This window comes from Paenibacillus sp. J31R109 (assembly GCF_059692055.1).
In genome coordinates this window covers 421,810-447,569 of sequence record NZ_JCAUAR010000003.1, presented here as the reverse complement: position 1 = coordinate 447,569, position 25,760 = coordinate 421,810, and the positions used below count along the sequence as shown (strand labels likewise).

Below are 25,760 nucleotides of genomic sequence, written 5' to 3'. Positions count from 1 at the left end.
AAACTCAGGAGACTTAAACCTTATGGCGATCCAACTGCCTTCATCCTTACGAATTCTTGATCGTTCCAATGACCAAGAACCTAAACCTATCTTATATGCTTTTGCTTTAGAAGAACTCTTGTGCCGTGCAATTGGGCAAGGAGCACCTCCCATCTTACATATATGGCGGCACCCGCGCGCCTTCGTTATGGGGCTAAGAGACAGCAGATTGCCCCATGCAGCGCTAGCGGACGAGTGGCTGCGAAGCCAAGGTTATGATACAGCTGTGCGCAACTCTGGTGGAGCTGCGGTGCCCCTAGATGCGGGAGTCGTGAATATTTCGTTACTGCTTCCGAAAGAAGCTGGAGGTATGGAACATCGCAAAGATTTTGATCTTATGGTCGAGTTGATTCGAGAGATCATGGTATCTGTTACGGATCGTATTGACCAAGGGGAGATTATCGGTTCTTTCTGTCCAGGGGAATTTGATTTGAGCATTGGAGGGCGCAAATTCTGTGGCATCGCACAGCGCAGACAGCAGCTCGCTATCTCTGTACAAGCTTTCCTAATCGTAGAGGGCCGCGGCGAGCAGAAGGCTGCCTTAGCTCGTGGGTTTTATGAGAGGGCTGCAGAAGCAGCTGCCAAACAAGATTATCCGATTGTCGTGCAGGAGAGCATGTCGAGCCTTACAGAGTGTTTAGACCTGCCATTAACAGCAGAGCAGTTTGTCGAGCAGTTACGTCAAGTGATGACTAGTCGCGGTATACAGCTCAGTCAAGCTGAGGATATCGCCGGTTATCCCGACGAATCCCAGATTGAAGCGATGATTACGCTGATGAAGGATCGCTATGCTATCTCATCCTAAGAAATAATGCAGTGTTTCAGGCAATTCAACTTGCCAAAACCCCCATATATGTTTGCCGGGCTTCTCTATATAGTGAAGCGTGGCTTTTTTGTCTTGGAGAAAGGTGTGTGTCAGTCTGTTTTCTCTAACAAAATCGAAAGTACCGCGCTCCGTAGTCACATCTGTTTCATCAGTTCCAATGAGCATATATATCTCAAGCCAAGACAAGTCGTCCTCTTGCTTGATGCGTTCACGCGTAATGTCGAAAAATGCGCCGGACAAGGATATAACTCGGCAAAAAAGGCTAGGATAATCTAAGGCGAGATGCAAGGAAACTGTTCCTCCAAGTGAATCCCCTGCCAGGATGCGTTCGGATCGCTCGGTTCGGACGGGATAACGACTTTCTACATAAGGGAGGAGCTCTTCTGCGAAGAATTGACAATAAGCATCGTGACGTTCGCCTTCAGGCGCATATTCGGATGTTCGATTCGCATTATTCACATCGACACCTACGACAATGGCAGGTTCCAAATCCTCATCAAGGATCAAACGTGTCATCGTGGTAGCAATCCGACCGAAATTAAAGAACTGTTCACCATCTTGACAGTAAATCACGGGATAGGAGAGCAGCTCGTTATAGCCAGGAGGAAGATAGATCCGCAGGGGACGATTTTCTCCGAGCAAGTTCGAGGTTACTTCATCTTTTACAATAGTACGCTTATACAAACGGGAGTCATCTGACATTGTGGATCTCCTTGTCTTAGGGAAAGTGTATTATAGCAGTTGTTAATTCTTTGTAAACTGTATTATATATTTTCGCGAACTGTACTATTCATGATCGTGAAAAAAGGTGAGATACCCCGCCATTGCTGGTGTACAATTCACCAAAACAGGATTATAATAATACTATAACAGAAGTCCAGATAGTAGGCACCAAAATCATATAAGAGGTGAAATGGTATGAGTAAGCCACTTGTCAGCCAAGCAAATTATGAAGTGACCACAGAAAAGGTTGAGCCATTGCAGGTTCTTGCTCCAGACGGCACAATCGTAAATCCCGATAAAATGCCTAAACTTAGCGATGAACAACTAAAAGAATTAATGAGAAGAATGGTCTTCACACGCGTGTGGGATGAAAGAGCAGTAAATCTAGGTCGTCAAGGACGCCTCGGTTTCTATGCTCCTGTTTCCGGTCAAGAAGCATCCATGATTGGTAGCGAATTTGCATTGAATAAAGATGATTTCATCTGCCCAGGATACCGCGATATGCCGCAGCTTGTATGGCACGGTCTTCCGCTGTATCAAGCATTCTTGTATTCCCGCGGTCATCAACACGGCGGACAAATTCCGGAAGATGTTCATGTACTTATGCCGCAGATTATTATCGGCGCACAAATTCTTCACGCAACTGGTGTTGCTATGGCGTTCAAGAAACGCAATCAACCGCGTGTAGCGATTACTTACACAGGTGACGGCGGAAGCTCTGAAGGTGACTTCTACGAAGGCATGAACTTTGCTGGAGCATTCAAGCTGCCTGTCATTTATTTTGTACAAAACAATGGTTACGCGATTACAACACCTTACTCGAAACAAACAGGAGCACTTTCTGTTGCACATAAATCCGTTGCTGCGGGTATCAAAGGCGTGCAAGTAGACGGTATGGACGTTCTAGCTGTTGTTCAAGCTGTTACAGAAGCTGCTGAAAGAGGACGCAGAGGTGAAGGCGCTACGTTGATCGAAGCGTTGACATACCGTTTCCGTCCACATTCCTTGGCCGACGATACAACGAAATACCGTACCAAAGACGAAGAGTCCGATTGGGAGCCAAGAGATCCGCTTACACGTATGCGTTTGTTCTTGACGAAAAAAGGTCTTTGGAGCGAAGAAGAAGAAGCTCAAGTGAAAGAAGAAGCGAAAGCTACTGTTGCTGAGCACATCAAAAAAGCAGAAGAGACAGAGAAAATGACAGTCGCTGGTTTGATCGACTCCATGTTCGAAGTAACGCCTTCTCATTTGGAAGAACAAAAAGAATTATACAAATAGAGTGAACGTTCGAAACAAGTTTTCTTACGAAAACATTTAGGAGGCACAGAGTAGTCATGGCACAAATGACAATGATTCAAGCGATAAAAGACGCGATGCGCGTAGAATTAGAAAGAGATCCTAATGTTATTTTGTTCGGTGAAGACGTTGGTAACGTTGGTGGCGTGTTCCGTGCAACAGAAGGCTTACAAAAAGAATTCGGCGAAGAGCGCGTATTCGATACGCCTCTTGCTGAGTCCGCAATCGGCGGACTTGCGGTTGGTTTAGGCGTTCAAGGTTTCCGCCCTATCGCTGAGATCCAATTCGTAGGTTTCATTTACGAAGCACTTGACCAAATCTGCGTACAAGCAGCTCGTATGCGTTACCGTTCCGGTGGTCGTTACAACTCACCAATCGTATTCCGTACGCCATTTGGCGGCGGTGTAAAAGCAGCTGAGCTTCACACAGATGCACTTGAAGGTCTTTTGGTTCAAACGCCAGGAATTAAAGTCGTTGTTCCTTCCAACCCTTACGATGCAAAAGGACTTCTAATCGCAGCAATTCGTGATAATGACCCTGTATTTTTCATGGAGCATTTGAACTTATACCGTGCTTTCCGCGGCGAAGTACCAGAAGGTGAATACACAGTCGAGCTTGGTAAAGCGAATGTGGTTAAAGAAGGTTCTGACGTTACGATCATTACTTACGGCGCTATGGTTCACACGTCCATGAAAGCCGCTGAAGAAATCGAAAAAACAGAAGGTGTGAAAGTCGAAGTTATCGATCTTCGTACACTTCTTCCATTGGATATTGATACAATTGTGGCATCCATTAAGAAAACAAATCGTGCCATCATCGTTCAAGAAGCGCAAAAAACTTCTGGAGTAGCTGCAGAGGTAATTGCTCAAATTAATGAAAAAGCAATTCTTCATTTGGAAGCGCCAGTTCTGCGTATTTCACCACCAGATACGGTATATCCTTTCGCACAAATCGAAGATGCTTGGTTGCCAAGTCCAGCTAGCGTAATCGCTGGAATTAAGAAAGTACTCGAATTTTAATTCACCCAGTCGAAGGTACAGGAGGTCGTACACGTGGCATTGTTTGAATACAAGTTCCCAGAGCTTGGTGAAGGCATACATGAAGGCGAGATCGTGAAAATGTTAGTTAAAGCGGGTGATACCGTAACTGACGAAACGATTCTTATGGAAGTACAGAATGATAAAGCAGTCGTTGAAGTTCCTTGTCCGGTTGAAGGCAAGATCGTCAGCGTTGCTGTCAAAGATGGACAAGTCTGCACAATCGGTGAGCTTGTGATGACGATTGAAGTGACTGGCGAGATGCCTGCAGCTTCGATGCATCACGGCTCCAGCCACGCGGCTCCAGCCGTGGCAACAGCTCCACCTGCTGCTGCACCAGCTCCAGCAGCAGTAGCGGTAGCAGCAGCGCCTGCGGTAGCTGCTCCAGCAGCACCAGCGCCGACATCAGTTGGCGCTGGCCGTGAAGTGCTTGCGACGCCTAGCGTCCGCAAGCTTGCAAGAGAAAAAGGCATCACACTCGCAGAGGTGACGCCTACAGGTAAGCACGGCCGCGTGACACGCGAGGACGTGGAAGGCTTTGGCGGAGCTGGCACAGCCGCAGCTCCAGCAGCAAGCGAAGCAGCTTCAGCTCCAGCTGCAGCTGGTGAAACAGCACCTGCTGCTGCAGCGCAGCAGGTAGTCGTAGGCGATCGCGTCGAAGAACGGATTCCGTTCAAAGGCATCCGTAAGATCATCGCGAACGCGATGGTTAAATCCGTGTACACGGCTCCGCACGTGACATTGATGGATGAGATCGACGTATCGGCACTAGTCGCTCTTCGTACACGTACGAAGCCACTGGCAGAGAAAAAAGGCGTGAAACTGACTTACCTTCCTTTCATCGTGAAAGCATTGGTAGCAGCTTGCCGTCAATTCCCGGTTATGAACGCCATGATCGACGAAGAGAAGCAAGAAATCGTCTACAAAAAGTACTACAACATCGGAATCGCTACAGATACAGACAACGGATTGCTCGTTCCTGTTATCCATGATGCTGACCGTAAAAACGTTTGGTCCGTCGCAGCAGCGATTAAAGACTTGGCTGTTCGCGGTCGCGAAGGCAAATTGTCTCCGAACGAAATGAAAGGCGGCACGATTTCCATCACGAACATCGGTTCTGTTGGCGGTATGTTCTTCACACCAGTTATCAACTTCCCAGAAGTTGCGATCTTGGGTGCAGGCCGTATCACAGAGAAACCAGTTGTGAAAAACGGAGAAATCGCTGTTGGACACGTTATGGCGCTTTCCTTGAGTTTCGATCACCGTATCGTAGACGGAGCGACAGCACAAAGCTTCTTGAACTACATCAAACAGCTTCTGGCTGATCCAGAGCTTCTCGTCTTGGAGGTGTAACAACATGGTAGTGGGAGATGCTTCTCTAGATATAGATTTGTTAGTCATCGGTGCAGGCCCTGGCGGTTACGTAGCTGCCATCCGGGCTGCACAACTTGGGCAAAGCGTTCTAATTGTTGATAAAGATGCTTGGGGCGGCGTATGTTTGAACCGCGGCTGTATCCCATCCAAGGCTTTGATCTCAGCAGCGCATACGTATGAGCACGCTCAGCATGCGGACAGCATCGGGATCTCCGTAGAGAATGTGAAAGTGGACTTTGCGAAGGTACAAGCTTGGAAAAACAGCATCGTTGCCAAACAAACTGGCGGCGTTAGTGCATTGCTGAAAGGCAACAAGATCCAAACGTTCCAAGGTGAAGCGATGTTTATCAATGAGCACGAAGCACGTGTGTTCAATGATGCAGAAGCACCGCGTTACCGTTTCAAAAACTGTATTATCGCAACAGGCTCCCGTCCGATTGAGTTGAAAGCTTTCCCTTACGGCGGAAGAATCATCTCCTCGACAGAAGCTTTGAACTTGCCAGAAATTCCGAAAAGCATGGTCGTTATCGGCGGTGGCTATATCGGAATCGAGCTTGGTCAAACGTACGCGAAATTCGGTACGAAAGTAACGGTGTTGGAAGGTTCTGATCACGTGCTTCCAGGTTTCGAGAAAGAATTGACGAAGCTGGTTGCTAAGAACTTGGAGAAAGTTGGCGTAGAGGTTCATACCGAAGCGTTAGCGCAATCCTGCACCAAAACAGACAACGATGTAACAGTTACATTTACTGTAAAAGGTGAAGAAAAACAAGTGACTGCAGATTACGTTCTTGTAACTGTAGGTCGTCGTCCGAACACTGACGGCGAGCTTGGTTTGGACCTCATTGGTTTGAAAATGACAGATCGCGGTTTGATCGAAGTTGACAACCAAGGTCGCACAAGCATTCCTCACATTTTTGCAATCGGTGATGTAGTCCCTGGTATGTCTCTGGCGCATAAAGCTTCGTATGAGGCAAAAGTGGCGGCTGAAGCGATTGCGGGTCAGACAAGTATCGTTGATTACAAAGCAATGCCTGCTGTTGTATTCTCCGATCCGGAGATTGCTGGTGTAGGTCTAAGCGAAACCGAAGCGAAAGCACAAGGTATCAATGTTACCATTGGTAAATTCCCTTACGCAGCTAACGGACGTGCGAACTCTTTGAACGCGGCCCAAGGCTTCGTGAAGCTTGTTGGCGACAAAGAAACAGGTCAATTGCTTGGTGGTCAGATCGTTGGTCCAGAAGCATCAAACTTGATCGGAGAGCTTGCTCTTGCGGTTGAGATGGGGGCTAATCTGGAGGACATCGCGCTTACCATTCATGCACATCCTACATTGACTGAAATGATCATGGATGCTGCTGAAGGCGCACTTGGACATCCCATTCACCAACTTGGCAAATAAGTTTTAGTTTCTTACGGTATTTATGCCTTTAGATAAAAGTCCCGAGAGTATGGCTGCAAAGCCACTCTACGGGACTATTTTTATGAATAGAGATACGTGGATTGACGCCCCGAATCGACTGCTTATATAATTTGTAGAGCAAGTCATGGAAGTTAAAACGTTGGGAGCGTTGAACATGCCTACATCGAAACCAATTATCATCGGTCACCGCGGCGCGGCGGGGGAAGCCCCAGAGAATACATTAGCTTCTTTTGCATTAGCCTTGGAGCAAGGGGCTCAGGCAATTGAACTGGATGTTCATCTCACGAGAGATGGGAAGATCGTCGTATGTCATGATTGGACGTTGAATCGAACTACGAATGGTTCAGGGCTTATTGCTCATCAATCGTGGGAAGACATTCAGAAACTAGACGCAGGGGCTTGGTTTTCGGAGAAGTTCATAGGGGAACGCATACCGCTGCTGAGTGAAGTATTTGATTTAGTGCCGAAGGGTACGCTGATTAATGTGGAAGTGAAGGATGCTTACGAAGGACGCATGGAGAGTGCACTTCTGGCGTTCTTGCGAGAGAGGGATGACCGGTACGAAGATGTCGTCGTTTCTTCTTTTGACCATAAAGTGATTCAGCGCTTAAAACGGGCAGAACCAGCGTTGAAGGTGGGCTTACTGTATGCAGCGAATCTCATTGACCATGCGGGCTATGCCAAATTGCTTGAGGTTGATGTCTACTCCTTGCATCCCCATTATCATTCGTTTGATGAAGCGGATATTGCCATGGCAACGACAGCGGGGTTGGCGGTCTATCCCTATACGGTGAATGAACTTTCCGACTATCAAACGATGATCACCGCCGGCGTCACGGGCATTATTACCGATTTTCCTGGCCGATTGAAAGCCTATTTGAATACATAAAAAGTGATTTCATACGACATAGCAAGAATAAATGGGACCGAAGCATACACATGCCGAGGTCTTATTTCTTTTTCCCGCATACAATGAACTATTGACAGACTCGCGAGAGATACCAATAGGGGGAATTCCCATGATCAAATGGATGTTCGTTGCGTTAGTAAGGCTTTTACTTCCGTGCTTGCGTCTGTTTGTGCTGCTTGCTTTTAAGGTGAAAGTAACAGGGATGGACAGTCTCGTGATGACGGGAAAAACTGTGCTTATTCCGAATCATGTGTCGTTGTTGGATGCGGTGCTTTTGGCCTTAATTTTGCCTAAAGATGTGGCCTTTGTTGTGAATACGACTATTGCGAAGCGATTTGCCTGGGTGCTCCATTTCAGGGCTCATATCACGGTGGATCCTTTGAATCCCTATTCCGTTCGTACAATGTTGAAAACAATCCAAAGTGAAACGCCGCTTGTTATTTTTCCAGAGGGACGTATTTCTACGACAGGTGGCTTGATGAAAATATATGGAGGTATCGGGTATCTTGCTCTCCGCTCTCAAGCGCGTATCGTACCGATTGCGATCGAAGGTTTGGAATATTCGAAGTTCTCTTATCTGCGTGGAAAAATAAAACAACACTGGTTTCCACAGGTGAGCATAACGTTTGGTGAAGCTTTTCAAGTTCCACTGGGGGATGACCGGTTCACACGTAAAGTTCAAAAGGAGCATGCGACGGAAGCGGTCCGCAACAAGTTATTGAGTCATTTGCTGGAAAGCCGACTTCAGCCAGAGGTTAACTTATTTAATGAACTGCTGTCGGCTGCGCATAAAAATGGTCAATCCACCGTCATTTGTGAAGACGTCTTGAGCCATTCTGTGTTAACTTATCGGAAGCTGCTGTTAACTAGCTATACACTTGCGGTTCCGTTAGGGAAGCTTCTGCAAGGACAGAAGCGTGTAGCCGTACTGCTGCCGAATGCCGCGGGGCATGTGGTGACGTTATTTGCGCTATTTCGATTAGGCATTACCCCCGCGATATTGAATTACTCTGCCGGCAGGCAGGCGATGCTGGATGCTTGTGAAACGGCTGAAGTGAGCATCGTGCTAACATCGAAGGCTTTCATTGAGAAGGCGGGTCTTTCGGATTTTATCCAGGCAGTAAGTAGTTGTGTTCAACTTGTTTATCTTGAAGAAGTGAAGGAAGCGCTCACTTTAGTTGACAAGCTGCATGGTTTGTTCGACTTTTTGCAACGGAAAAAAGGGCCTGTAAGTGCTGGTCAGAATGAAGTTGTTCTCTTCACTTCAGGTAGTGAAAGTAAACCGAAGGGTGTTGTGCTGACACATCGTAATATATGCGCGAATCTACAGCAGGCGAGGCTTGTTATCGCTTTTAATAGTTCCGATAGCGTGCTTGGCAGCATGCCGATGTTTCACTCATTTGGATTAACTGCGGGAACGATGCTCCCGATACTTTCGGGGGTTAAGTTGGTATTATACCCCAATCCTTTGCACTACAAAGTGATTCCTGAGCTCGTGTATGATCGGAATATTACGATACTATTCGGCACGTCAACGTTTCTAGGTGCGTACGCGAGAACCGCGCATCCTTATGATTTTGCCCATTCGCTACGCTATGTGGTAGCAGGTGCTGAGAAGCTGAAAGAGGAAGTGCGTCAAATTTGGCAGGATAAATTCGGAATTCGTATATTGGAGGGCTATGGTACAACGGAGACTACCCCTGTTATCTCTTTGAACACACCGATGTACACGAAGAAAGGATCCGTCGGTAAATTACTGCCAGGGATGGACGCTGTGGTGGAAGAAGTGGAAGGAATTGCGACAGGAGGCCATTTGCTCGTTAGAGGTCCGAATGTGATGAAGGGGTATTTGATTCATAGTAAAGGCTTCGTTCCTGCTTCTGAGTGGTATAGTACCGGGGATATTGTAACCTTGGATGATCAAGGGTACTTGTTCATTCAAGCACGTTTGCAGTCTTTTGCTAAAATTGGTGGTGAAAAAGTCTCGCTTCTTATGGTGGAAGAGCTGGTGTCGAAGGTTTTGATGTCACCTGCGGTTTGTGCTGCAGTACATGTGCCTGATCGACGAAAAGGTGAGCGAATCATTGTGTTTCATACCAGTAAGGTGAGTCCTCATGAAACGCTTCGTGAATTGATGAGACATGAAGGGCAACCGGCCATGTATATGCCTTCTGAGTTTCGTTATATCGAGAAGCTGCCATTATTGGGAAGCGGGAAGATTGACTATGTCACGTTAAAGCAATGGGCGCTGAAAAGCGGAGCTGCCCATATAGATGAGGATAAACCCACAGTTTAGGCTGTGGGTTTTGCACGGATGACGGTAATGGCTGCAGGAAGGAGTTCGATTTGAAGCGGTGTGGAGCCCGCGAATTCCCCGTCCGCCTGGACAAGCAGTGGCTTTTCTGTCTGAATGGAGATGGATTTTCCTTTATAAAAAGATACGGCTGGATGCTTGGTATGCTTTCCTTGATACACCGTGAAAAGAACAGGCAGGAGGCGGAAGCGGCCTTTGCTTTGAATCACAACAACATCCGCCATACCGTCGGTTGGACTAGCTGTTGGACAAATTTGAATCGCGCCTCCATAAAAAGGAATATTCGCTACCGCTGCCAGCCACATGTCAGGTAGTTCCGTTACGTTGCCGTCGACTTGTAGCCATGCTGTGGAAGGTCGATAGGTTGCGAACACTCGCAAAATAGAAATGAAATAAGACAGCTTGCCTAGCCCTAAGCGGTTAAGGAATTTTTTGTAGCTAGCTTCGTTCGTAATTTTGGCAACCATGCCGTCAAAGCCGGCGCCAATACTATTGACAGCCACTTGAGTAGGAAGGGCATGCAGCAGATCAATTTGCACCGTTGATGGTGTGGTTAATGCAATCTCAAGAGCTTCAAGCGAATGATTGGGTATGCCATAGGCCTTCGCGAAATCGTTCCCTGTCCCTGCTGGAATCACGGCGATAGAGCAGATTGGGTGGGGATTAAGGCTGTTTTGAAGCTGCCAAACACCGCCTGCTGCTTCATGAACGGTGCCATCCCCGCCAATAATGATAATCCGTTCTACATGATGTTCTTGGATCAAAGATATAGCATGCCGGGTCGCTTCGCCAGCTTTGGTTGTCAATTTTGCTACAAATGAGATTTGATGCGCTTGCAGGTAGGATTGGACTTCTCCCCAGATGTTAGCTCCTCTGCCATTGCCTGAAAGCGGGTTCACAATGATTCCGATGGATGACATGTGCATTTGCCCCTTGTCTTTTGAATGAAGTGGTAGGATTTGGTAGATGAAAGGTGTATTCTAGTAAGCTTTATACGAATTTTCCTTTACATAAGAGAGACTGTTTTGTAAAATAAACCATAGGTAAATTAATTTTTACTTATGTTAGGTTTAATGCCATGAGTAAGAAAGTTGTTGATTTACACTCGGGGGGAGAATGGGTAAACTTGAAATTCACATCGAAAATGAACAGCATGCATAACACAGGAAAGCTCAACGTCAACCTGTCCATCCTTCGTAATCTGAAACTACGTTTTAAATTGTTAGCCATGAACGCGATTGCAATCCTATTCTTATTAATTGTTGGGATTACCGGTTATCATTATATGGACAAGATGTCTAGTAATTCTACTAGAATGTACGAGGAAAGTCTGCTATCTGTCAAATGGATTAATCAATTAAAAACAAATTTCAATGAAACCGAGTCTAATTTGCTTGAAATGATGCTGTCAACGGATGTGAAATATAAAACGAAGTTGAAAGCGAAGCTTGATGAGAACACCGGTACCAATAAAGATTTGGTTTCGAAAATCGCGGGGATCGCCCTGAATGCGGAAGAGGCTGAAGCCTTCAAAAGCTTCGAAGAGCTGAATCTGAAATACCGTGAAGTCGTCACCAAGACCATAGAACAAGCTACGCTTAACAATCAAGTGGCGTATCAAGTATACAACAATGAAGTATCTCCACAAGGGGACAAGACTGTTGAAGCGCTAGATAAGCTCGTTGGGCTAAAGGAATCTGCTGCGGAACAATTCCAAAAATCGAGCAGCTCGGATTCGACGACTTCGCATTGGGTCATTATTTTAACGATTATCGTTGCGATTATTGTGATGACTTTGGGTGCGTTAACGTTGAATATGCTCATCTCGACACCTATTCGTAAACTTCAAGAAAGTATGGAAAAGGCAGCCAGTGGTGATTTATCGGTTAACATGGACTACCCTTATGGGGATGAGGTTGGTAAATTAACGAATTCCTTTAATGTCATGACGGGGAGCTTGCGCAGCTTAGTTATGCAAATCTCTGATAATGCGCTAACCTTGTCCGCGAGCTCAGAAGAGCTTCTGGCAAGCTCGGAACAAAGCTCATTGGCAGCGAGGCAGGTTGCAACGTCCAGTCAGCAGTTGTCGGAGGATTTCGATAAACAATTTGCGGGTGTGACGCAAGCGAATGAGGCTGTTGGTCTGATGCTAACGAGTACGAAGCAGATTGATGAGTCGGCGCAAGTGGTTGCCACGCTTGTGAATCAAGCGACGAGAGCCGCGAAGAACGGGAAGCAATCGGTCGTTTCGATCGCGGGGCAGATGTCGGAGATTTCAGACGCGGTTCGTGACGTAAATGTGGTAATTGAAGCTTTGGGCAAAAACGCACACAAAATCGGTGAAATCGTCAATGTGATTAATGAGATTTCGACACAGACGAATCTGCTTTCTTTGAATGCAGCGATTGAAGCGGCACGCGCGGGTGAGGCAGGACGGGGCTTCGCAGTCGTTGCGGGGGAAGTTCGTAAGCTTGCTGAGCAGTCATCGACTTCGGCGCGTAATATTACGGAGCTGGTATCCTCGATCCAACGGCAGATTAATCAAGCTGTAAGCTCCATGCATACAGGTGCTGGGAAAGTGCAAGAGGGTTTGACGATTTCGGAGGAAGCGCAAGAATCGTTTGTACATATTGAGACTTCGGTCGAGAAAGTAAATATGAAAGTGGAAGATGTGAATCGGAACATTCACCAGCTCGTGGATGCGAACCTGCGAATCGAGCAGGTGATGCGTATTGTGAGTTCCGTCTCGGAGACGGGAATCTCCGTTAGCCAAGAGACGTCTGCCGCGAGTCAGCAGCAAATGTCGACCACGGAGGAGATTGAAAATTCTGCGAAGTCGCTGGCAGGACTGGCGGAGGAATTGCAAATTTCGCTGCAGAAATTTAAGGTGTAAATGGGGAACCCGCGGGCATTGTGCTTGCGGGTTTTTGGTTTGTTGTTCTGAGACGTCGGAATACGACGTCTCGGAGGTGAATAAGCGGTGGAGTGAAGCTGAGCGGTAGATAATCGACGTCTGAGTAGGCGGAAGTGAGTAGGAGTAGGTAGTCGGTAGACTGAGACGTCGGAAAACGACATCTCGGAGGTGAATGAGCGTTGGAGTGAAGCTGAGCGGCAGATAATCGACGTCTGAGTAGGTGGAAGTGAGTAGGAGTAGCTAGTTGGTAGTCTGAGACGTAGGAATACGACGTCTCGGAGATAAGTGTGCGGTGAAGTTACGCTGAGCGGTAGATAATCGTCGTCTGAGTAGGTGGAAGTGTGTAGGAGTAGCTAGTTAGTAGTCTGAGACGTCGGAATACGACGTCTCAGAGATGAATGAGCGATGGAGTTACGCTGAGCGGTCGATAATCGACGTCTCGGTATGTAGAAGTGTGTTGGAGTAGCTAGTTGGTAGATTGAGACGTAGGAATACGACGTCTCGGAGGTGAATGTGCGGTGGAGTTACGCTGAGAGGTCGATAATCGTCGTCTCCGTAGGTGGAAGTGTGTTGGAGTAGCTAGTTGGTAGTCTGAGACGTAGGAATACGACGTCTCGGAGGTGAATGTGCGGTGGAGTTACGCTGAGCGGTAGATAATCGTCGTCTTAGTAGGTGGAAGTGAGTTGGAGTAGCTAGTTGGTAGTCTGAGAGGTCGGAATACGACGTCTCGGAGGTGAATGCGTGGTGGAGTTACGCTGAGCGGTTGATAATCGTCGTCTGAGTAGTTGGAAGTGTGTGGGAGTAGCTAGTTGGTAGACTGAGACGTCGGAATAAGACGTCTCGGAGGTGAATGTGCGGTGGAGTTACGCTGAGCGGTTGATAATCGTCGTCTGAGTAAGTGGAAGTGTGTTGGAGTAGCTAGTTGGTAGTCTGAGACGTCGGAATTGGACGTCTCGGAGGTGAATGAGCGGTGGAGTGAAGCTGAGCAGTCAATAATCGACGTCTGAGTAGGTGGAGGTGTGTTGGAGTAGCTAGTTGGTAGTCTGAGATGTCGAAATACGACGTCTTGGAGATGAATGAGCGGTGGAGTTACGCTGAGCAGTCAATAATCGTCGTCTGAGTAGGTGGAGGTGTGTTGGAGTAGCTAGTTGGTAGATCGAGACGTCGGAATTCGACGTCTCGGAGGTGAAGGTGTAATAGAGTGACGCTGAGCGATGAAGGAGCTATTACACACGTCGTATATCACCAGTGTATTGACATACTTGTACAACTGGTATATACTATTGGAATTGATTGAAATGAAACCATATAAACACTTCATATTTAGCCTCAATTTACCCCACACGAACGATTAGCGAGAAGAAAGTAACCCCCTCTCCTTGTTTGTTTTTCTCCCAATGCGCAGTCCATCAGCTCATTTATGGTAAACCCGAGGCAACGTAAGTGTTTCGGCAGTAAGTGTTTGTAACGCAATTCGCACTGGCGCGGTCATTGGAGCCGCAAGGATGGAAGAGAGGTAGGGCTTTCATTGTTTTGATTCCAACACATGAATTACGCAATTTCATAGAGATCAATTGATTGTAGATAATCGTTTTCGTGCTGATTTGGTGCGGGAACGATTTTTTTGTTGTTGATGTGCACAGGGGAACAACCAATTTGCAGCTTTTTGACAGAAATCATCAAACTGCTGGTGAAGCGTGCTCTCATCCTTTACAATAAAATCAAATCAACCAGAGATTTGCGAGAAGTATTGAGATTTATAAGTATTAAATTTTTGTAAGTATTGAATAGAAAGAGGCGTAGATAGCGATGTCAGAACAAAGCTTTATGCTAATGGCAACCTGGACAGGCGGCCTTGATGGCACAGGTCACATACAAGCGGATGGCCTCCAATCGCCCATTTCCGTACCTAGTCCATTTGACGGTCCTGGTGTGGGGACGAACCCCGAAGAACTGCTGCTCGGTGCCGCGGCAACCTGCTATGTCATTACACTAGGCATGCTCTTGCAACGAGAAGGCATCCAATCCCTAGAGCTCAACTCCCAGATCTACGTCCATAATCGGCCTACGATGAAAGTAAATGCAATCGTTCATCGTCCACTCATCACTGTCCCGTCGGATACGACAGAAGCGCAGTTGGATAAAATAAACAAAGCCGCATTCCGTGCTGAACAAACCTGTATGATTAGTAAAGCAATGCGCGGCAATGTCGCTATAAGCGTAGAGCCTGAGATCCGTTTTGCCTAAATGTCCAACCTATACAGAAAGAGAGCCGTGCAGCGATGAATTTGAACAAAAAAGTATTTATCGGTTTTTTGCTTTTTATCATCATCCCATTGTTCGTACTCGGGTCCGCGGTATACACGGTCTCTCAGCAGCTAATTGAGAAGAAGTACGGTGATTTAACAGAAGTAACGCTGCAAGCGATCTCACGAAATATTTATTACATGTTCAAGGAAGCGAACTATTTCTCTGATTTCTGGATGGTGAAAGATAGTATTCAAGGGATTTATCGCACGATAGATTCGGCAAAACCGAACACAGACCCTCTTTCCTCTTATGATTTAAATACGTTTGATACGCTGCTTCGCGGCTCGATCCTTACGTACTCCCCAGTACAGTCAGTTGTTATCTACAACAATGCAGGCAAATCTTTCAGTGCAGGGAGAACGAGTGGGAATGCGATTCCATGGGCGACGATTCAGCAAAGTGTGGCGTTCAAGCATATTCAAGAGCTGAACGGCAGTCCGATTTGGATAGGACCATCCGAATTCAAGGAGTTCGGTTCAGGCCGAGGTGAGTTTTATCAAGCGCGGATGGTGAAAGACTTTTGGACGATGGATAATCTCGGCTATATGTTGTTGAAATTTAAATTTAATGAGCTCGATCAAATTTTCAAATCCTTTAATACGAATGAACAAAGCTCCAAGCGTTATCTGTTGATAAACAAAAATGGACTCATTTTTTACGATAATAAGCAAAGTTTAGAAGGAGCCAATATCCTGCAATTAACCCAAGGTAAATTAGAACTTGGGATGAATAATTACAGTTTCCAAGCCAATTTTCAAAATGAAAAAAGCCTCATTTCCTTGTATCATTTGAATATTAATCAGATGGGTGTTCAGGACTGGAGTGTTGTATCCGTCACCTCGTGGAAATACGTCGCTGGGGAAATTGAGACGATTATGAAGCTGGTAGCAGGAATTACGTTTATTTGTTTATTCTTTGCGCTCGTTTATAACCTCGTCTTCGTAAGACGGATTATTCAATTGATTCTTCGCATGCTCAATTCTATGAAGAAAGTAGAGCGAGGGGATTTGACTACACGGATGGAAGTGAGCGGCAAGGACGAGACAACTGCGCTGGCAAGAGGTTTTAACAGTCTAGTCGTACGTGTCGAGGATCTACTCGACGAGGTGAAGCGACAGCAGGACCGGAAAAATAAGGCGGAACTCATGCTGCTGCAAGCGCAGATTAAACCTCATTTTTTATTTAACACACTCGAGTCGATCAATGTGCTGGCTATCCAAAACCAAGGGAAGAAAGTTAGTCAAATGGTCATTCGTCTTGGGAATTTGCTGCGGATCGGGATGGAAAACCGGGAAGAAATTACGCTGAAACAAGAGCTTGAGCATTTGCGCAGTTATTTGGAAATCCAAGAGTTCCGCTTTGAGGATCAGTTCCAATATACGATTGAAGCGCCGCCAGAGCTGCTCCATGAAGAGGTTTTGAAGCTGACGCTTCAGCCGCTTGTCGAGAATAGTTTGCAGCATGGTTTTGAACCTATTGATTATATGGGCTTGATTACGATAAAGGTCGTGGACGAAGGAGAGCGTATTGGGTTGTATGTAACGGATAACGGCATCGGCATAAGTAATGAGAAATTAACGAAATTCCATTATAAAACAGAGCTGGAGACGCCTTTTCATGAAATTCTGGAATCGAACGAAGAGCGTAGAGGGCTTGGGGTAAGCAATGTAGCGGATCGTGTTCGAATTCAATATGGGGAGCATTATGGCATGTTTATTTGTTCGCTCGAAGGTCATGGCACGACGATGAAGGTTGTCATTCCGAAAAGGAAGGGGGATATCACATGAGACTGAAAGCCATATTGGCAGATGATGAGCCGAATATTTTACGTAATTTGCAGGCGGTCATCCCTTGGGAAGAACTCGAAATTGATCTTGTAGGCACAGCCAAAAACGGTCTTGAGGCCCTAGAACTTTGCGTGCAGCATATCCCTGACATCGTGATGAGTGATATTCGGATGCCGCAAATGGACGGAATTGCTTTTATCCATAAGCTCCGGGAAATTAATGAAGATTGCACCGTGCTGATGGTGACGGGGTATCAGGACTTTGAATATGTGCGTTCACTTCTACGAGTGGGTGTCAGTGATTATATTCTGAAGCCGATCAATTACGAAGAGCTTGAGAACTCGATTCGTAGATTGGCTGTTGAAATTCGAGCTAAAAAACAGAACGAGCAAGAAGAACTCCTCAAATTGGGGAAGCTAAAGAGCTTGGCCTATGAGAAGATTTTGCAGGATATCCTGTTAGACTATACCGATATTACGGCGAGCACAAGGCTTCCCATTGATCAAGGTGATTTGGATACACTGCGCTATGTCTTTGCCATGATTGACGTCGATCATTACTCGCAGAAATCACTGCTTTGGACAGAGCAAGAACGGAAGTTGTGGAACTTTGCCGTGCGCAATGTCCTGCAAGATTCCTTGGCAGAGGAAGAATCACAGTTTACTGTTTTGCAAATGCGTGAAGGGGAATGGTCGCTGTTGATGGCGTGGGAGGGTGCTGAGCATGATTCTATGGCGTCGAAGCTGAGCGAAGTCGCAGCGAAACTGCAACACAATGTCCTTCAATCTGTGAAGCTAGGGATCAGCGTAGGCTATTTTCCTGGGCCTGTTGGCTTGCAACAACTTGCGGACACGTATCGAAAGCTGCAACGTTTCATGCAACTGAATTTAGATAAGCATCAATCTGTGCTGCCATACAAAGAGGTGAGAGAATCTGCTGATGCCAACAGCTCACTTTGGTTTTTGGTGGAGGAAATTGTAACCGGACTGAAGCAGTTGAACCGTCTCAAAACGGAAGATGCGCTGGATCGTCTCAAATTGCAGCTGGAAGGATTGTCAGAAGGATCAATCGCCAGAGTATATCAAATGCTGCACTATCTGATCTTGCATGTCCTGCGTGAGTTGCGCGAAATGAATGCCCTCGACAGCGGAGAGGAAGAGCAGATTTGGCGTGAACTGGATAAAAGCGAAAGCATCTCGCATCTCCTGCAGGTAATGGTACAGCTTGTATCAATCGGGCTGGAAGGGACGAACAAGAAAAAGAATAGTGAGCTGCTGATGGCTGCGGCCAAAGAGTATGTGCGTACAAATTATTCGACGGATTTTGGCATTGAGGATATTGCAGGCAGCCTAGGGATTAGTTCCAGCTATTTCAGTTTGTTATTTAAACAACATTTTGGGGAAACCTTTGTGGAGCATGTGACGAAGCATCGGATGGAGCAGGCGAAATCCTTGTTGCTGCATAGTGACAAAAGCATTACGGATATTGGGAAATGCGTAGGCTACATGGAAAGACGTTATTTTACGAAAGTATTTCAAAAGTTCACAGGCGAGATTCCTTCTGAGTATCGGGATAAGCGAAAGGAAGGGAACTAGAGGAATTTGCCCCTAGATTAGGAATTTATCTATCTTTAGTAAATATAAGGGTTCAATTATACTTAAATGGTAAGCGTAAAGGAGAACCTAGTTGATGAGAAAACGAACACTGATGTTTAGCGCTGGTGCCGTAGCTCTCACCCTCACATTGTCAGCTTGCAGTATGTTTAATGACAATTCGGATGCACAGAGTGATACGGCGGGCGGTAAAACGGGACAGAACGCACCCATTCTGCTAACCATCCGGCATACACAGGTGAAAGATACACAGAAGAAGCGTTTGGCCATGCTGCAGGAGGTTGTGAAAGCGACCGAAGCGAAGGTGCCTGGCTTGACGATTACACTGGACGGCGTTGAGGATAAGGTGAATCGTTTCGAAAAGCTGCGAGCAGAAATGGCTGCGGGCAATCCGCCAGAAGTTTTTGATCTGTTCGGTGGCACGGATACGAAGGATTATGTGAAGGCGAATCGGCTGCTCGACCTCACACCTATCTTACAAGAGCTAGGCTTAACGGATAAGTTTTATAGTTTTGATGAATTCACCGTCAATGGCAAAATTTATGGGATTCCCATGGCTGGTTATGTGGAAGGCTTATACTATAACAAAAAGATTTTGGCCGATCAGGGGATTCAAGCGCCTCAAACATGGGATGAACTTGTCGCGGCCGCGGCGAAGCTGAAAGCAGCCAAGATCACCCCTTTTGCCATGGCAGCCAAGGATTCATGGGTCATCAATATGATGATTAATACCATGTGGGTGCGTACAGCAGGAACAGATTCGATAGAGGGCTTCCTGAATGGAAGCAAGCATTGGACGGACCCCGATGTATTGAAAGCTTTTGAACAGTTTCAGTCGCTCATTCAGAAGGACTACTTCCAAGATGGCAGTCTAGCGCTTGCCTATGCGGAACAGCAGAATACATTCAGCAGCGGGGGCGCTGCCTTTATGTTTGATGGCAGCTGGGCGAACACGCCGCTCCTAGATCCAGAGAAATCTGTGATTGCTCAGAATGTTGGCTTCATGAACTTCCCTACCATGGGTGGACCAGGTGATGGATTTATTAATGGTGGATGGTCCAATGCCTATGGCTTCTCTCAGAAGGTCACGCCAGAGCAACTAATTGCGATCAAAGAATTTATTAAGCAAATGTACACCGAATCCATGCAGAAAAGGCAGCTCGTTGAGGAGGGAATGCCGCCTGCTATGAAGCTGCAAGATACGAATCAAGTAAATCCGTTGATTACTGAAATTTTGAATGTATTTGCGAAAAGTAAAGGAACCTTCCCTGCCTTCGATTCCCGCATTCAGACGAAGGTTCGTGAAAAGCTTGAGCGCGGAATGCAGGAGCTGCTTGGGGGAAGAACAGATCCGGCATCGTTGATGGCGGATTTGCAGAAGCAGCAGGAGGCTTCGAATAAAGAAGAAACCCATTCCAAATAGTAGTAGGATGACATATGAGCAAAATGGGAAGAAATGCATGGGCCTACACACTCTTTACTTTACCGACACTGTTCATGTTCGCGATATTTTTCATCTATCCCATGATCATGTCGCTGCGTTACGGTTTCACTTCGTGGAACGGCATCTCCCATGCAAAGTTTAATGGGCTGGACAATTTCATTGATGCTTTTCGAGATCCTTATTTTTGGATTGCTGTGCGTAATAATCTGTCTTTCATCGGTTTCTCCATCGGGATTCAAATTCCCATCATACTTGTCATTGCGCTGCTGGTGAGTCGCATAAAGCGCTGGATCGGGTTTTATAAAACGATGATTTTCCTGCCTACGATTCTGTCGACAGCGGTGATAGGTGTGCTCTGGGAATTTATTTATCATCCTCAGGCTGGACTCTTAAACCAAGCTTTGGAAGCGATCGATTTAAAAAGATGGCAGCATGCCTGGTTGGCTGACGGAGCGACGGCGATGCTCTCTATTTTAGTCACAAATGCATGGCAATGGATGGGGTTTTACGTGGTGCTTGTGGTATCGGCCATCTACGCCATCCCGAAACATTTGGTTGAAGCTGCCCAATTGGATGGAGCTGGCAGCATCAGACAAGCATGGTACGTAATTCTGCCCCTGCTAAGACCGGTTATTTTCGTGATGATGCTTCTATCTATTACGGGGGGCATGAAAGCGATGGATATCGTAGTGGTCATGACGGGTGGGAATCCCTATGGCATCACGGAAGTTATGGCTTCCTATATGATAAAAAAAGCGTATCGGATTGGCGAATATGGCTATGCAAACAGCATTGCAGTGTTGATCCTGCTTTTTACATCACTGTTAACGTCAATATTCAGCTGGCTTACTAGAAAACAGGAGGAGGTGCGATTGTGAGAGGAAGCCTCCTTCGTCGTGTGTTTCCGCATGTGATTCTGCTGATCTATATAGGATTGATTCTATTCCCACTCGGGTGGACGCTGAATTCGTCTTTTAAAACCAATAAAGAAATCATTACGGCCCCATGGTCCCTTCCGACTGAGTTCTTATTATCGAATTATTGGAACGCCTGGACGGGTGCGCATGTGGGACATTATTTTATGAATAGTGTGATCAATTCCACAGTATCAGCGGTTATTTCTCTCGCTTTAGGGACGGCAACGGCTTATGCATTAACACGCATGTCATTCCCAAGGCTAAGTCTTGTTCTGAAAAGGATTCTGATCTTGGCACTGCTTGTGCCCGCGGCTTCGCTATTAGTTCCCCTCTACATGCTGATGCGGAATTTGCACATATACAACACCCCGTTTGCACTCATTCTGCCCTATATCACACTTGCGTTGCCATGGACTGTGTTCATGGTGAGCAGCTTTCTTACCTCGATCCCAAATGAACTGGAAGAAGCGGGCATTATAGATGGTCTTTCCATTTACGGGCTTTTGTGGCGACTTATCGTACCGATATCTATGCCGTCCCTGTTTACCGTATTTATGCTGAACTTTCTAACAAGCTGGAATGAATTCATCATGGCTAATTTGTTCTTGACCAAAGAGAAGCTGCGGACGCTGCCCGTAAGTATGGTCGCTTTCTATGATCAATTGAATATGAACTATGGCTCACTTTGCGCGGCGATCATGATCAGCATAATTCCTGTGGTCGTGATGTATCTCCTTTTACAAAAAGGTATTATGGAAAATTTGAAAGCTTAATATAAATCACTCATGGAGCGTGAACACACATGTCAACAGCACGAACTACGAACCATAAACCACTTACGGTACGTCAAAAGGTAGGACAACTCTTCGCATGTGGTTTTGATGCCCTGACACCTAATTCACACATTAAGCAATTAATCGAGCAATATGGGATTGGCGGCGTTATTTATTTCCGTCGGAATGTGATGGATGCGCATCAGCTTGCTCAGTTGTCGTCAGACTTACAAGGGGTAAGTTTGAAGAGCGGCGGGCAACCGTTATTTATCTCTGTGGATCAAGAAGGCGGCATGGTATCACGAGTCGAAAAAGGAGCAACATTATTGCCGGGCAATATGGCATTGGGTGCAGCCTTTTCACCGTCTGGCGTGTACGCCAGCGCGAAGGTGATGGGGAAAGAGCTTCGTCAAATGGGTGTGAACATGAACTTGGCTCCTTGCTTAGACATTAATAATAATCCACTTAACCCTGTCATTGGCGTTCGCTCGTATGGTGAAACGGCGGCCATTGTGGGGGATATGGGAACTCATGCGGTCAAAGGCCTGCAAGACATGGGTGTTATTGCAACGGTGAAGCATTTCCCTGGACATGGGGATACAACTGCGGATTCTCATCATGATTTGCCCGTTGTACCTCATAGCATGGAGCGACTAATGGAGCTGGAATTAGCGCCATTCATCAAGGCGATAGAGGGTGGCGTAGATGCCATCATGTCCGCGCATGTCGTGTTTGAATCGTTGGAAGATAGCAGTGTGCCTTCAACGTTGTCCTATAAGATCCTGACAGAATTACTGCGCGGCGAGCTTGGATTCAAAGGGCTTATCGTGACGGATTGTTTAGAGATGAAGGCAATTTCGGAAGGCGTTGGCGTAGCGGAAGGGGCTGTACGTGCGTTTGAAGCGGGAGCAGATATTCTGCTCGTTAGTCATGAGTTGGAGCGTCAGATTACTGCAATCGAAGCGGTCATTGCCGCTGTGGAAAGTGGTCGTATTTCTGAGGCACGCCTTGATGAGTCTGTACTGCGTATTATGACGTATAAATATAAGCGTGACATTCGTTTTGATACACTTACCCCGATTCCGGAGGGGCCGATCTCGACACCTGAGCATCAGGAACTAGCGAAAGAATTGAGTCGTAAAAGCATTACCAAGGTTAAGGATGAAGTTGGCAAGAATCTGCAAATAAACGATAAAACGTGCGTGATTTGGACAGAAGTGCAATCGGGGACGGAAATCGATGAGGTTGTTGATCGCGAGGGAACTTTGGGCAGCGTGTTGTCTGAGTTGACTGGGGAGCCGGTTCGTGAAGTTTATTTAGGGCTCCAGCCGAGTTATGAGGATATTGCAGAGATGATCAAGCTTTGTGAAAACGTAGAGCAAGTCGTTATCGTTACCTACAATGCAACCTTCTCCTTGGGGCAAACAGCGCTGGTTAGAGCATTGGCCAAATTGGATGGGCTGCATCTCATTGTTGCAGCAGGGCGTAATCCATATGACTTGCTGGAATTCCCTGAAGTGAAAACGTACTATGCTTGTTATGAGAATCGCCCACTGGCGATGGTTTCTCTAGCTAATGTGCTGCTGGGACGCGAAGCAGCCGTTGGGCGGTTACCTGTGACTTTGTCTGAGCAATATCCGATTGGTTGGAGACAGGAATAGGGAAAGTTAGGTATAGCGAATTATTATCTAGCTAAATGAATCATCTTCTTGTAAAATCAGAAAGGCTTGTGTAACTTTTACGCTACTTTCACGTAGGAACTATGCACGCATTTCACGGTACACAGGCAACCTATTTTACAAAGGGGTGTATTCTTACTCATGAGTCTTGCAAATGCTCAATCTGAGCCAACGATGCGATCGTTTTTTAGCAATCGATTCGTTCAAACGATTATGCTTTCAGGCGTTCTCCTTCAAATCGGAATTTGGATTCGTAACTTCGCAATTCTGCTCTATGTGACAGATATGACGAATAATGATCCTTACTCATTATCTTTAATATCTGTTGCCGAATTCGCGCCAATCTTTATCTTCTCTTTTATCGGCGGGGCGTTCGCCGATCGGTGGCGGCCTAAGCTGACCATGGTCTGGTGCGATTTGCTTAGCGCAGCTTCTGTGTTTGTTATTTTGATTACCTTGTATATGGGATCTTGGAAGGCGATTTTCTTTGCTACTTTAGTATCCTCCATACTTTCGCAATTCTCGCAACCTTCCAATATGAAGCTATTTAAAGTACATGTCCCTGCTTCACAAATGCAAATGGGGATGTCCATGTTTCAGTCGATGATGGCGATATTCATGATTCTGGGACCTATGCTGGGCTCATTCATCTACTATCGCTTCGGAATCGAAGTGGCGGTTGCTATCATGGGAGCTTGCTTCTTGCTCTCAGCCTTCGTACTTACCTTCCTTCCTAAGGATCGCAAAGATGATGCGTCATCCGAGCCGCGGACAACGCATATTTTCACAGAAATGGGTCAAGGCTTCCGTTATGTGATGAAGAACAGAATGCTTGTCATCCTTGGTGGTTGTTTTGCAGCAGCAGGTTTGGCGGTTGGGTTAATAAGTCCTTTAGGTATCTTCCTTGTAACGGAGCATCTGGGCTTAGAAAAAGCGAACTTACAGTGGTTCATGGTAGCCAATGGGGCCGCTATGATCGTCGGTGGGGGCGTTACAATGGCTTTTGCCAAAAAAATAACCCCGCAAGCGATGCTCACGGTCGGTATGGCAGTTAGCGCACTGACTTTTGCCATGATTGGGATGACTCACCTAGTGTGGTTAGCTCTTCTCATGCAGTTCGTCTCAGGTCTTGTGATGCCAGCCATCCAGATCGGAATTAGTACGCTGATCCTTGGGAATACCGAGGAGTCTTTCGTCGGGCGCGTAAATGGTATACTTACACCGCTCTTTATGGGGTCCATGGTCATTACCATGAGTTTGGCTGGGACACTAAAAGCAGCATTCTCACTAGAATCGATTTACCTGACATCGGCGTTACTCTTTGTGATTGGTGTGCTTATTATGGTGCCGTCTCTGAAAATGAAGTCGGCTCCAATTCCACAGGCGAGCAGTGAAATGAAATAATCAACGAAAAAGCGATATCTCTTGGCCAGATGGCTAGGGATATCGCTTTTTGTTTTAAAGAAATGGCGCTCCTGATTCCTTGAAGGCCAGCTTCATTTCGGGCGTGATGGAGGAGTCGCTAATGATGCCGACGGCTTCTTGTACTTCGCCTATCACAAATAGGGAGCTTCGGCTAAACTTGGAGTGATCGGCTACGAGATACGTTTCCATGGATTGTTTCATCATCCGGCGATTCGTCTCGGCTTCTAATTCATTGTAGATCATCATGCCGCGAGAAAGAGAGATGCCGTCACAGCCCATGAACGTTTTGCGGATGCTTAGGTTCTCAAGTGTGGCATTGGCCAGCGGGCCGGATAATTCAAAGGTTTGTGTGCGAATCACACCACCTGTCAAAATCAGCTGCAACCCTGGTGTGCCGATGAGCTCGTAGGCAATATTCACGGCATTCGTAATGACGGTTAAGTTTTTGAATTGGTTCAGCTTTTTGGCGATAAAGGTTGTTGTCGTTCCGCCGGTTAGGCCGATAATATCGCCATCTTCGATGTATCGAAGAGCTTTGTCAGCGATTTCTTTCTTCTCGTCGGTATAGAGGTCCATTTTATTAAAGAAAGGGACTTCCACTTTCAAACTCTCCAGTACAGCCCCGCCAAAGGTGCGGATACAGCGCTTCTCTTGCTCAAGAATTTCTAAATCACGACGTGCTGTCGCTTCAGAGACATTGAATTGCTTCACAATATCGGTCAAGGCAATGGAGCCTTTATCTTTGATCGCATGCATGATGGCATCTCGGCGAACATCGGTCTTTCCCATGGTACCCCCTAACAGCTTTCGGTCTGGAAAGCTAAGTGACGATTCTATGTAATCATGCTTATTCTGCCAAAAATAATACTTCTTACATCTTATCATGGGAACGAATGGTCGTCCATCTGATCCTGCGTGTAACAGCCGTTTATGGCAGCGTTTTTGCTTGAAGTGAGCAT

General features: G+C 46.5%; 19 protein-coding genes. 16 read left to right on the top strand and 3 right to left on the bottom strand.

From position 1 onward, the window contains the following. Positions 1–22: 22 nt before the first annotated feature. On the top strand, positions 23–844 hold the full coding sequence (locus tag AC58QT_RS11810) for a lipoate--protein ligase family protein (RefSeq protein ID WP_497409150.1): 822 nt from the start codon (positions 23–25) through the stop codon (positions 842–844). Here the strand turns inward: AC58QT_RS11810 and AC58QT_RS11805 are convergent. Then, the gene (locus tag AC58QT_RS11805) at positions 836–1,567 is read right to left on the bottom strand and encodes an alpha/beta hydrolase (RefSeq protein WP_497409149.1); all 732 of its coding nucleotides are present in this window, start codon (positions 1,565–1,567) and stop codon (positions 836–838) included. The two genes, AC58QT_RS11810 and AC58QT_RS11805, sit on opposite strands and share 9 nt — an antisense overlap. A 216-nt stretch (positions 1,568–1,783) precedes the next feature. Here AC58QT_RS11805 and pdhA point away from each other — a divergent pair, with 216 nt between their 5' ends. From pdhA to AC58QT_RS11775, 6 genes are all read left to right on the top strand, one after another. Beyond that, positions 1,784–2,866, top strand: a complete 1,083-nt coding sequence (gene pdhA, locus AC58QT_RS11800; protein ID WP_310502727.1) for a pyruvate dehydrogenase (acetyl-transferring) E1 component subunit alpha — start codon at positions 1,784–1,786, stop codon at positions 2,864–2,866. A 56-nt stretch (positions 2,867–2,922) separates the two neighbouring features. Beyond that, the gene (locus AC58QT_RS11795; protein ID WP_056610497.1) at positions 2,923–3,903 is read left to right on the top strand and encodes an alpha-ketoacid dehydrogenase subunit beta; all 981 of its coding nucleotides are present in this window, start codon (positions 2,923–2,925) and stop codon (positions 3,901–3,903) included. A gap of 33 nt (positions 3,904–3,936) precedes the next feature. Further along, positions 3,937–5,274, top strand: coding sequence for a dihydrolipoamide acetyltransferase family protein (locus AC58QT_RS11790; protein WP_497409148.1), 1,338 nt, complete (start codon positions 3,937–3,939; stop codon positions 5,272–5,274). A 4-nt stretch (positions 5,275–5,278) separates the two neighbouring features. Beyond that, entirely contained in the window at positions 5,279–6,694 is a 1,416-nt protein-coding gene (gene lpdA, locus AC58QT_RS11785) for a dihydrolipoyl dehydrogenase (protein WP_310502724.1), read from the top strand. A gap of 175 nt (positions 6,695–6,869) precedes the next feature. After that, the gene (locus AC58QT_RS11780; RefSeq protein WP_497409147.1) at positions 6,870–7,604 is read left to right on the top strand and encodes a glycerophosphodiester phosphodiesterase; all 735 of its coding nucleotides are present in this window, start codon (positions 6,870–6,872) and stop codon (positions 7,602–7,604) included. A 130-nt stretch (positions 7,605–7,734) separates the two neighbouring features. Next, positions 7,735–9,921: an AMP-binding protein gene (locus AC58QT_RS11775; protein ID WP_497409146.1), complete on the top strand. Its 2,187-nt coding sequence runs from the start codon at positions 7,735–7,737 to the stop codon at positions 9,919–9,921. Here the strand turns inward: AC58QT_RS11775 and AC58QT_RS11770 are convergent. Continuing rightward, entirely contained in the window at positions 9,918–10,859 is a 942-nt protein-coding gene (locus AC58QT_RS11770; RefSeq protein ID WP_497409145.1) for a diacylglycerol/lipid kinase family protein, read from the bottom strand. The two genes, AC58QT_RS11775 and AC58QT_RS11770, sit on opposite strands and share 4 nt — an antisense overlap. Positions 10,860–11,065: 206 nt before the next feature. On the opposite strand from AC58QT_RS11770, the gene AC58QT_RS11765 reads away from it, so the two are divergent. The 9 genes from AC58QT_RS11765 (at position 11,066) to AC58QT_RS11725 (ending at position 24,780) form a co-directional block, all read left to right on the top strand. Next, positions 11,066–12,832 carry a methyl-accepting chemotaxis protein gene (locus AC58QT_RS11765; RefSeq protein ID WP_497409144.1) on the top strand — a complete coding sequence of 589 codons (1,767 nt, stop codon included), beginning with the start codon at positions 11,066–11,068 and terminating at the stop codon, positions 12,830–12,832. Between the two features lie 1,830 nt (positions 12,833–14,662). Then, positions 14,663–15,100 carry an OsmC family protein gene (locus AC58QT_RS11760; RefSeq protein WP_497409143.1) on the top strand — a complete coding sequence of 146 codons (438 nt, stop codon included), beginning with the start codon at positions 14,663–14,665 and terminating at the stop codon, positions 15,098–15,100. A gap of 35 nt (positions 15,101–15,135) precedes the next feature. Beyond that, positions 15,136–16,950: a cache domain-containing sensor histidine kinase gene (locus tag AC58QT_RS11755; RefSeq protein ID WP_497409142.1), complete on the top strand. Its 1,815-nt coding sequence runs from the start codon at positions 15,136–15,138 to the stop codon at positions 16,948–16,950. Next, complete coding sequence (locus AC58QT_RS11750) at positions 16,947–18,545, top strand: response regulator (protein ID WP_497409141.1); 1,599 nt, start codon at positions 16,947–16,949, stop codon at positions 18,543–18,545. The genes AC58QT_RS11755 and AC58QT_RS11750 overlap by 4 nt, the downstream gene beginning before the upstream one ends. Before the next feature lie 94 nt (positions 18,546–18,639). Then, complete coding sequence (locus AC58QT_RS11745; protein ID WP_497409140.1) at positions 18,640–19,986, top strand: extracellular solute-binding protein; 1,347 nt, start codon at positions 18,640–18,642, stop codon at positions 19,984–19,986. Between the two features lie 14 nt (positions 19,987–20,000). After that, on the top strand, positions 20,001–20,885 hold the full coding sequence (locus AC58QT_RS11740) for a carbohydrate ABC transporter permease (protein WP_497409139.1): 885 nt from the start codon (positions 20,001–20,003) through the stop codon (positions 20,883–20,885). After that, positions 20,882–21,697 (top strand): carbohydrate ABC transporter permease, encoded by an 816-nt coding sequence (locus AC58QT_RS11735; protein WP_497409138.1) that lies wholly within the window; start codon positions 20,882–20,884, stop codon positions 21,695–21,697. Before AC58QT_RS11740 ends, AC58QT_RS11735 begins: the two co-directional genes overlap by 4 nt. 29 nt (positions 21,698–21,726) lie before the next feature. Next, positions 21,727–23,358: a beta-N-acetylhexosaminidase gene (nagZ, locus tag AC58QT_RS11730; RefSeq protein ID WP_497409137.1), complete on the top strand. Its 1,632-nt coding sequence runs from the start codon at positions 21,727–21,729 to the stop codon at positions 23,356–23,358. 159 nt (positions 23,359–23,517) lie between these two features. After that, the gene (locus tag AC58QT_RS11725) at positions 23,518–24,780 is read left to right on the top strand and encodes an MFS transporter (RefSeq protein WP_497409136.1); all 1,263 of its coding nucleotides are present in this window, start codon (positions 23,518–23,520) and stop codon (positions 24,778–24,780) included. A 54-nt stretch (positions 24,781–24,834) separates the two neighbouring features. On the opposite strand, the gene AC58QT_RS11720 is transcribed toward AC58QT_RS11725, so the two are convergent. Beyond that, positions 24,835–25,590, bottom strand: coding sequence for a DeoR/GlpR family DNA-binding transcription regulator (locus AC58QT_RS11720; RefSeq protein WP_310502840.1), 756 nt, complete (start codon positions 25,588–25,590; stop codon positions 24,835–24,837). Positions 25,591–25,760: the final 170 nt, after the last annotated feature.

Excerpts from the sequence above, each read along its gene's own strand:
- AC58QT_RS11740 (WP_497409139.1), top strand. The coding sequence starts at position 20,001 with ATGAGCAAAATGGGAAGAAATGCATGGGCCTACACACTCTTTACTTTA.
- AC58QT_RS11720 (WP_310502840.1), bottom strand. The coding sequence starts at position 25,590 with ATGGGAAAGACCGATGTTCGCCGAGATGCCATCATGCATGCGATCAAA.
- AC58QT_RS11745 (WP_497409140.1), top strand. The coding sequence starts at position 18,640 with ATGAGAAAACGAACACTGATGTTTAGCGCTGGTGCCGTAGCTCTCACC.
- AC58QT_RS11780 (WP_497409147.1), top strand. The coding sequence starts at position 6,870 with ATGCCTACATCGAAACCAATTATCATCGGTCACCGCGGCGCGGCGGGG.
- AC58QT_RS11755 (WP_497409142.1), top strand. The coding sequence starts at position 15,136 with ATGAATTTGAACAAAAAAGTATTTATCGGTTTTTTGCTTTTTATCATC.
- nagZ (WP_497409137.1), top strand. The coding sequence starts at position 21,727 with ATGTCAACAGCACGAACTACGAACCATAAACCACTTACGGTACGTCAA.
- AC58QT_RS11760 (WP_497409143.1), top strand. The coding sequence starts at position 14,663 with ATGTCAGAACAAAGCTTTATGCTAATGGCAACCTGGACAGGCGGCCTT.
- AC58QT_RS11795 (WP_056610497.1), top strand. The coding sequence starts at position 2,923 with ATGGCACAAATGACAATGATTCAAGCGATAAAAGACGCGATGCGCGTA.
- AC58QT_RS11725 (WP_497409136.1), top strand. The coding sequence starts at position 23,518 with ATGAGTCTTGCAAATGCTCAATCTGAGCCAACGATGCGATCGTTTTTT.
- AC58QT_RS11750 (WP_497409141.1), top strand. The coding sequence starts at position 16,947 with ATGAGACTGAAAGCCATATTGGCAGATGATGAGCCGAATATTTTACGT.
- AC58QT_RS11810 (WP_497409150.1), top strand. The coding sequence starts at position 23 with ATGGCGATCCAACTGCCTTCATCCTTACGAATTCTTGATCGTTCCAAT.
- pdhA (WP_310502727.1), top strand. The coding sequence starts at position 1,784 with ATGAGTAAGCCACTTGTCAGCCAAGCAAATTATGAAGTGACCACAGAA.
- AC58QT_RS11775 (WP_497409146.1), top strand. The coding sequence starts at position 7,735 with ATGATCAAATGGATGTTCGTTGCGTTAGTAAGGCTTTTACTTCCGTGC.
- AC58QT_RS11805 (WP_497409149.1), bottom strand. The coding sequence starts at position 1,567 with ATGTCAGATGACTCCCGTTTGTATAAGCGTACTATTGTAAAAGATGAA.
- lpdA (WP_310502724.1), top strand. The coding sequence starts at position 5,279 with ATGGTAGTGGGAGATGCTTCTCTAGATATAGATTTGTTAGTCATCGGT.
- AC58QT_RS11770 (WP_497409145.1), bottom strand. The coding sequence starts at position 10,859 with ATGTCATCCATCGGAATCATTGTGAACCCGCTTTCAGGCAATGGCAGA.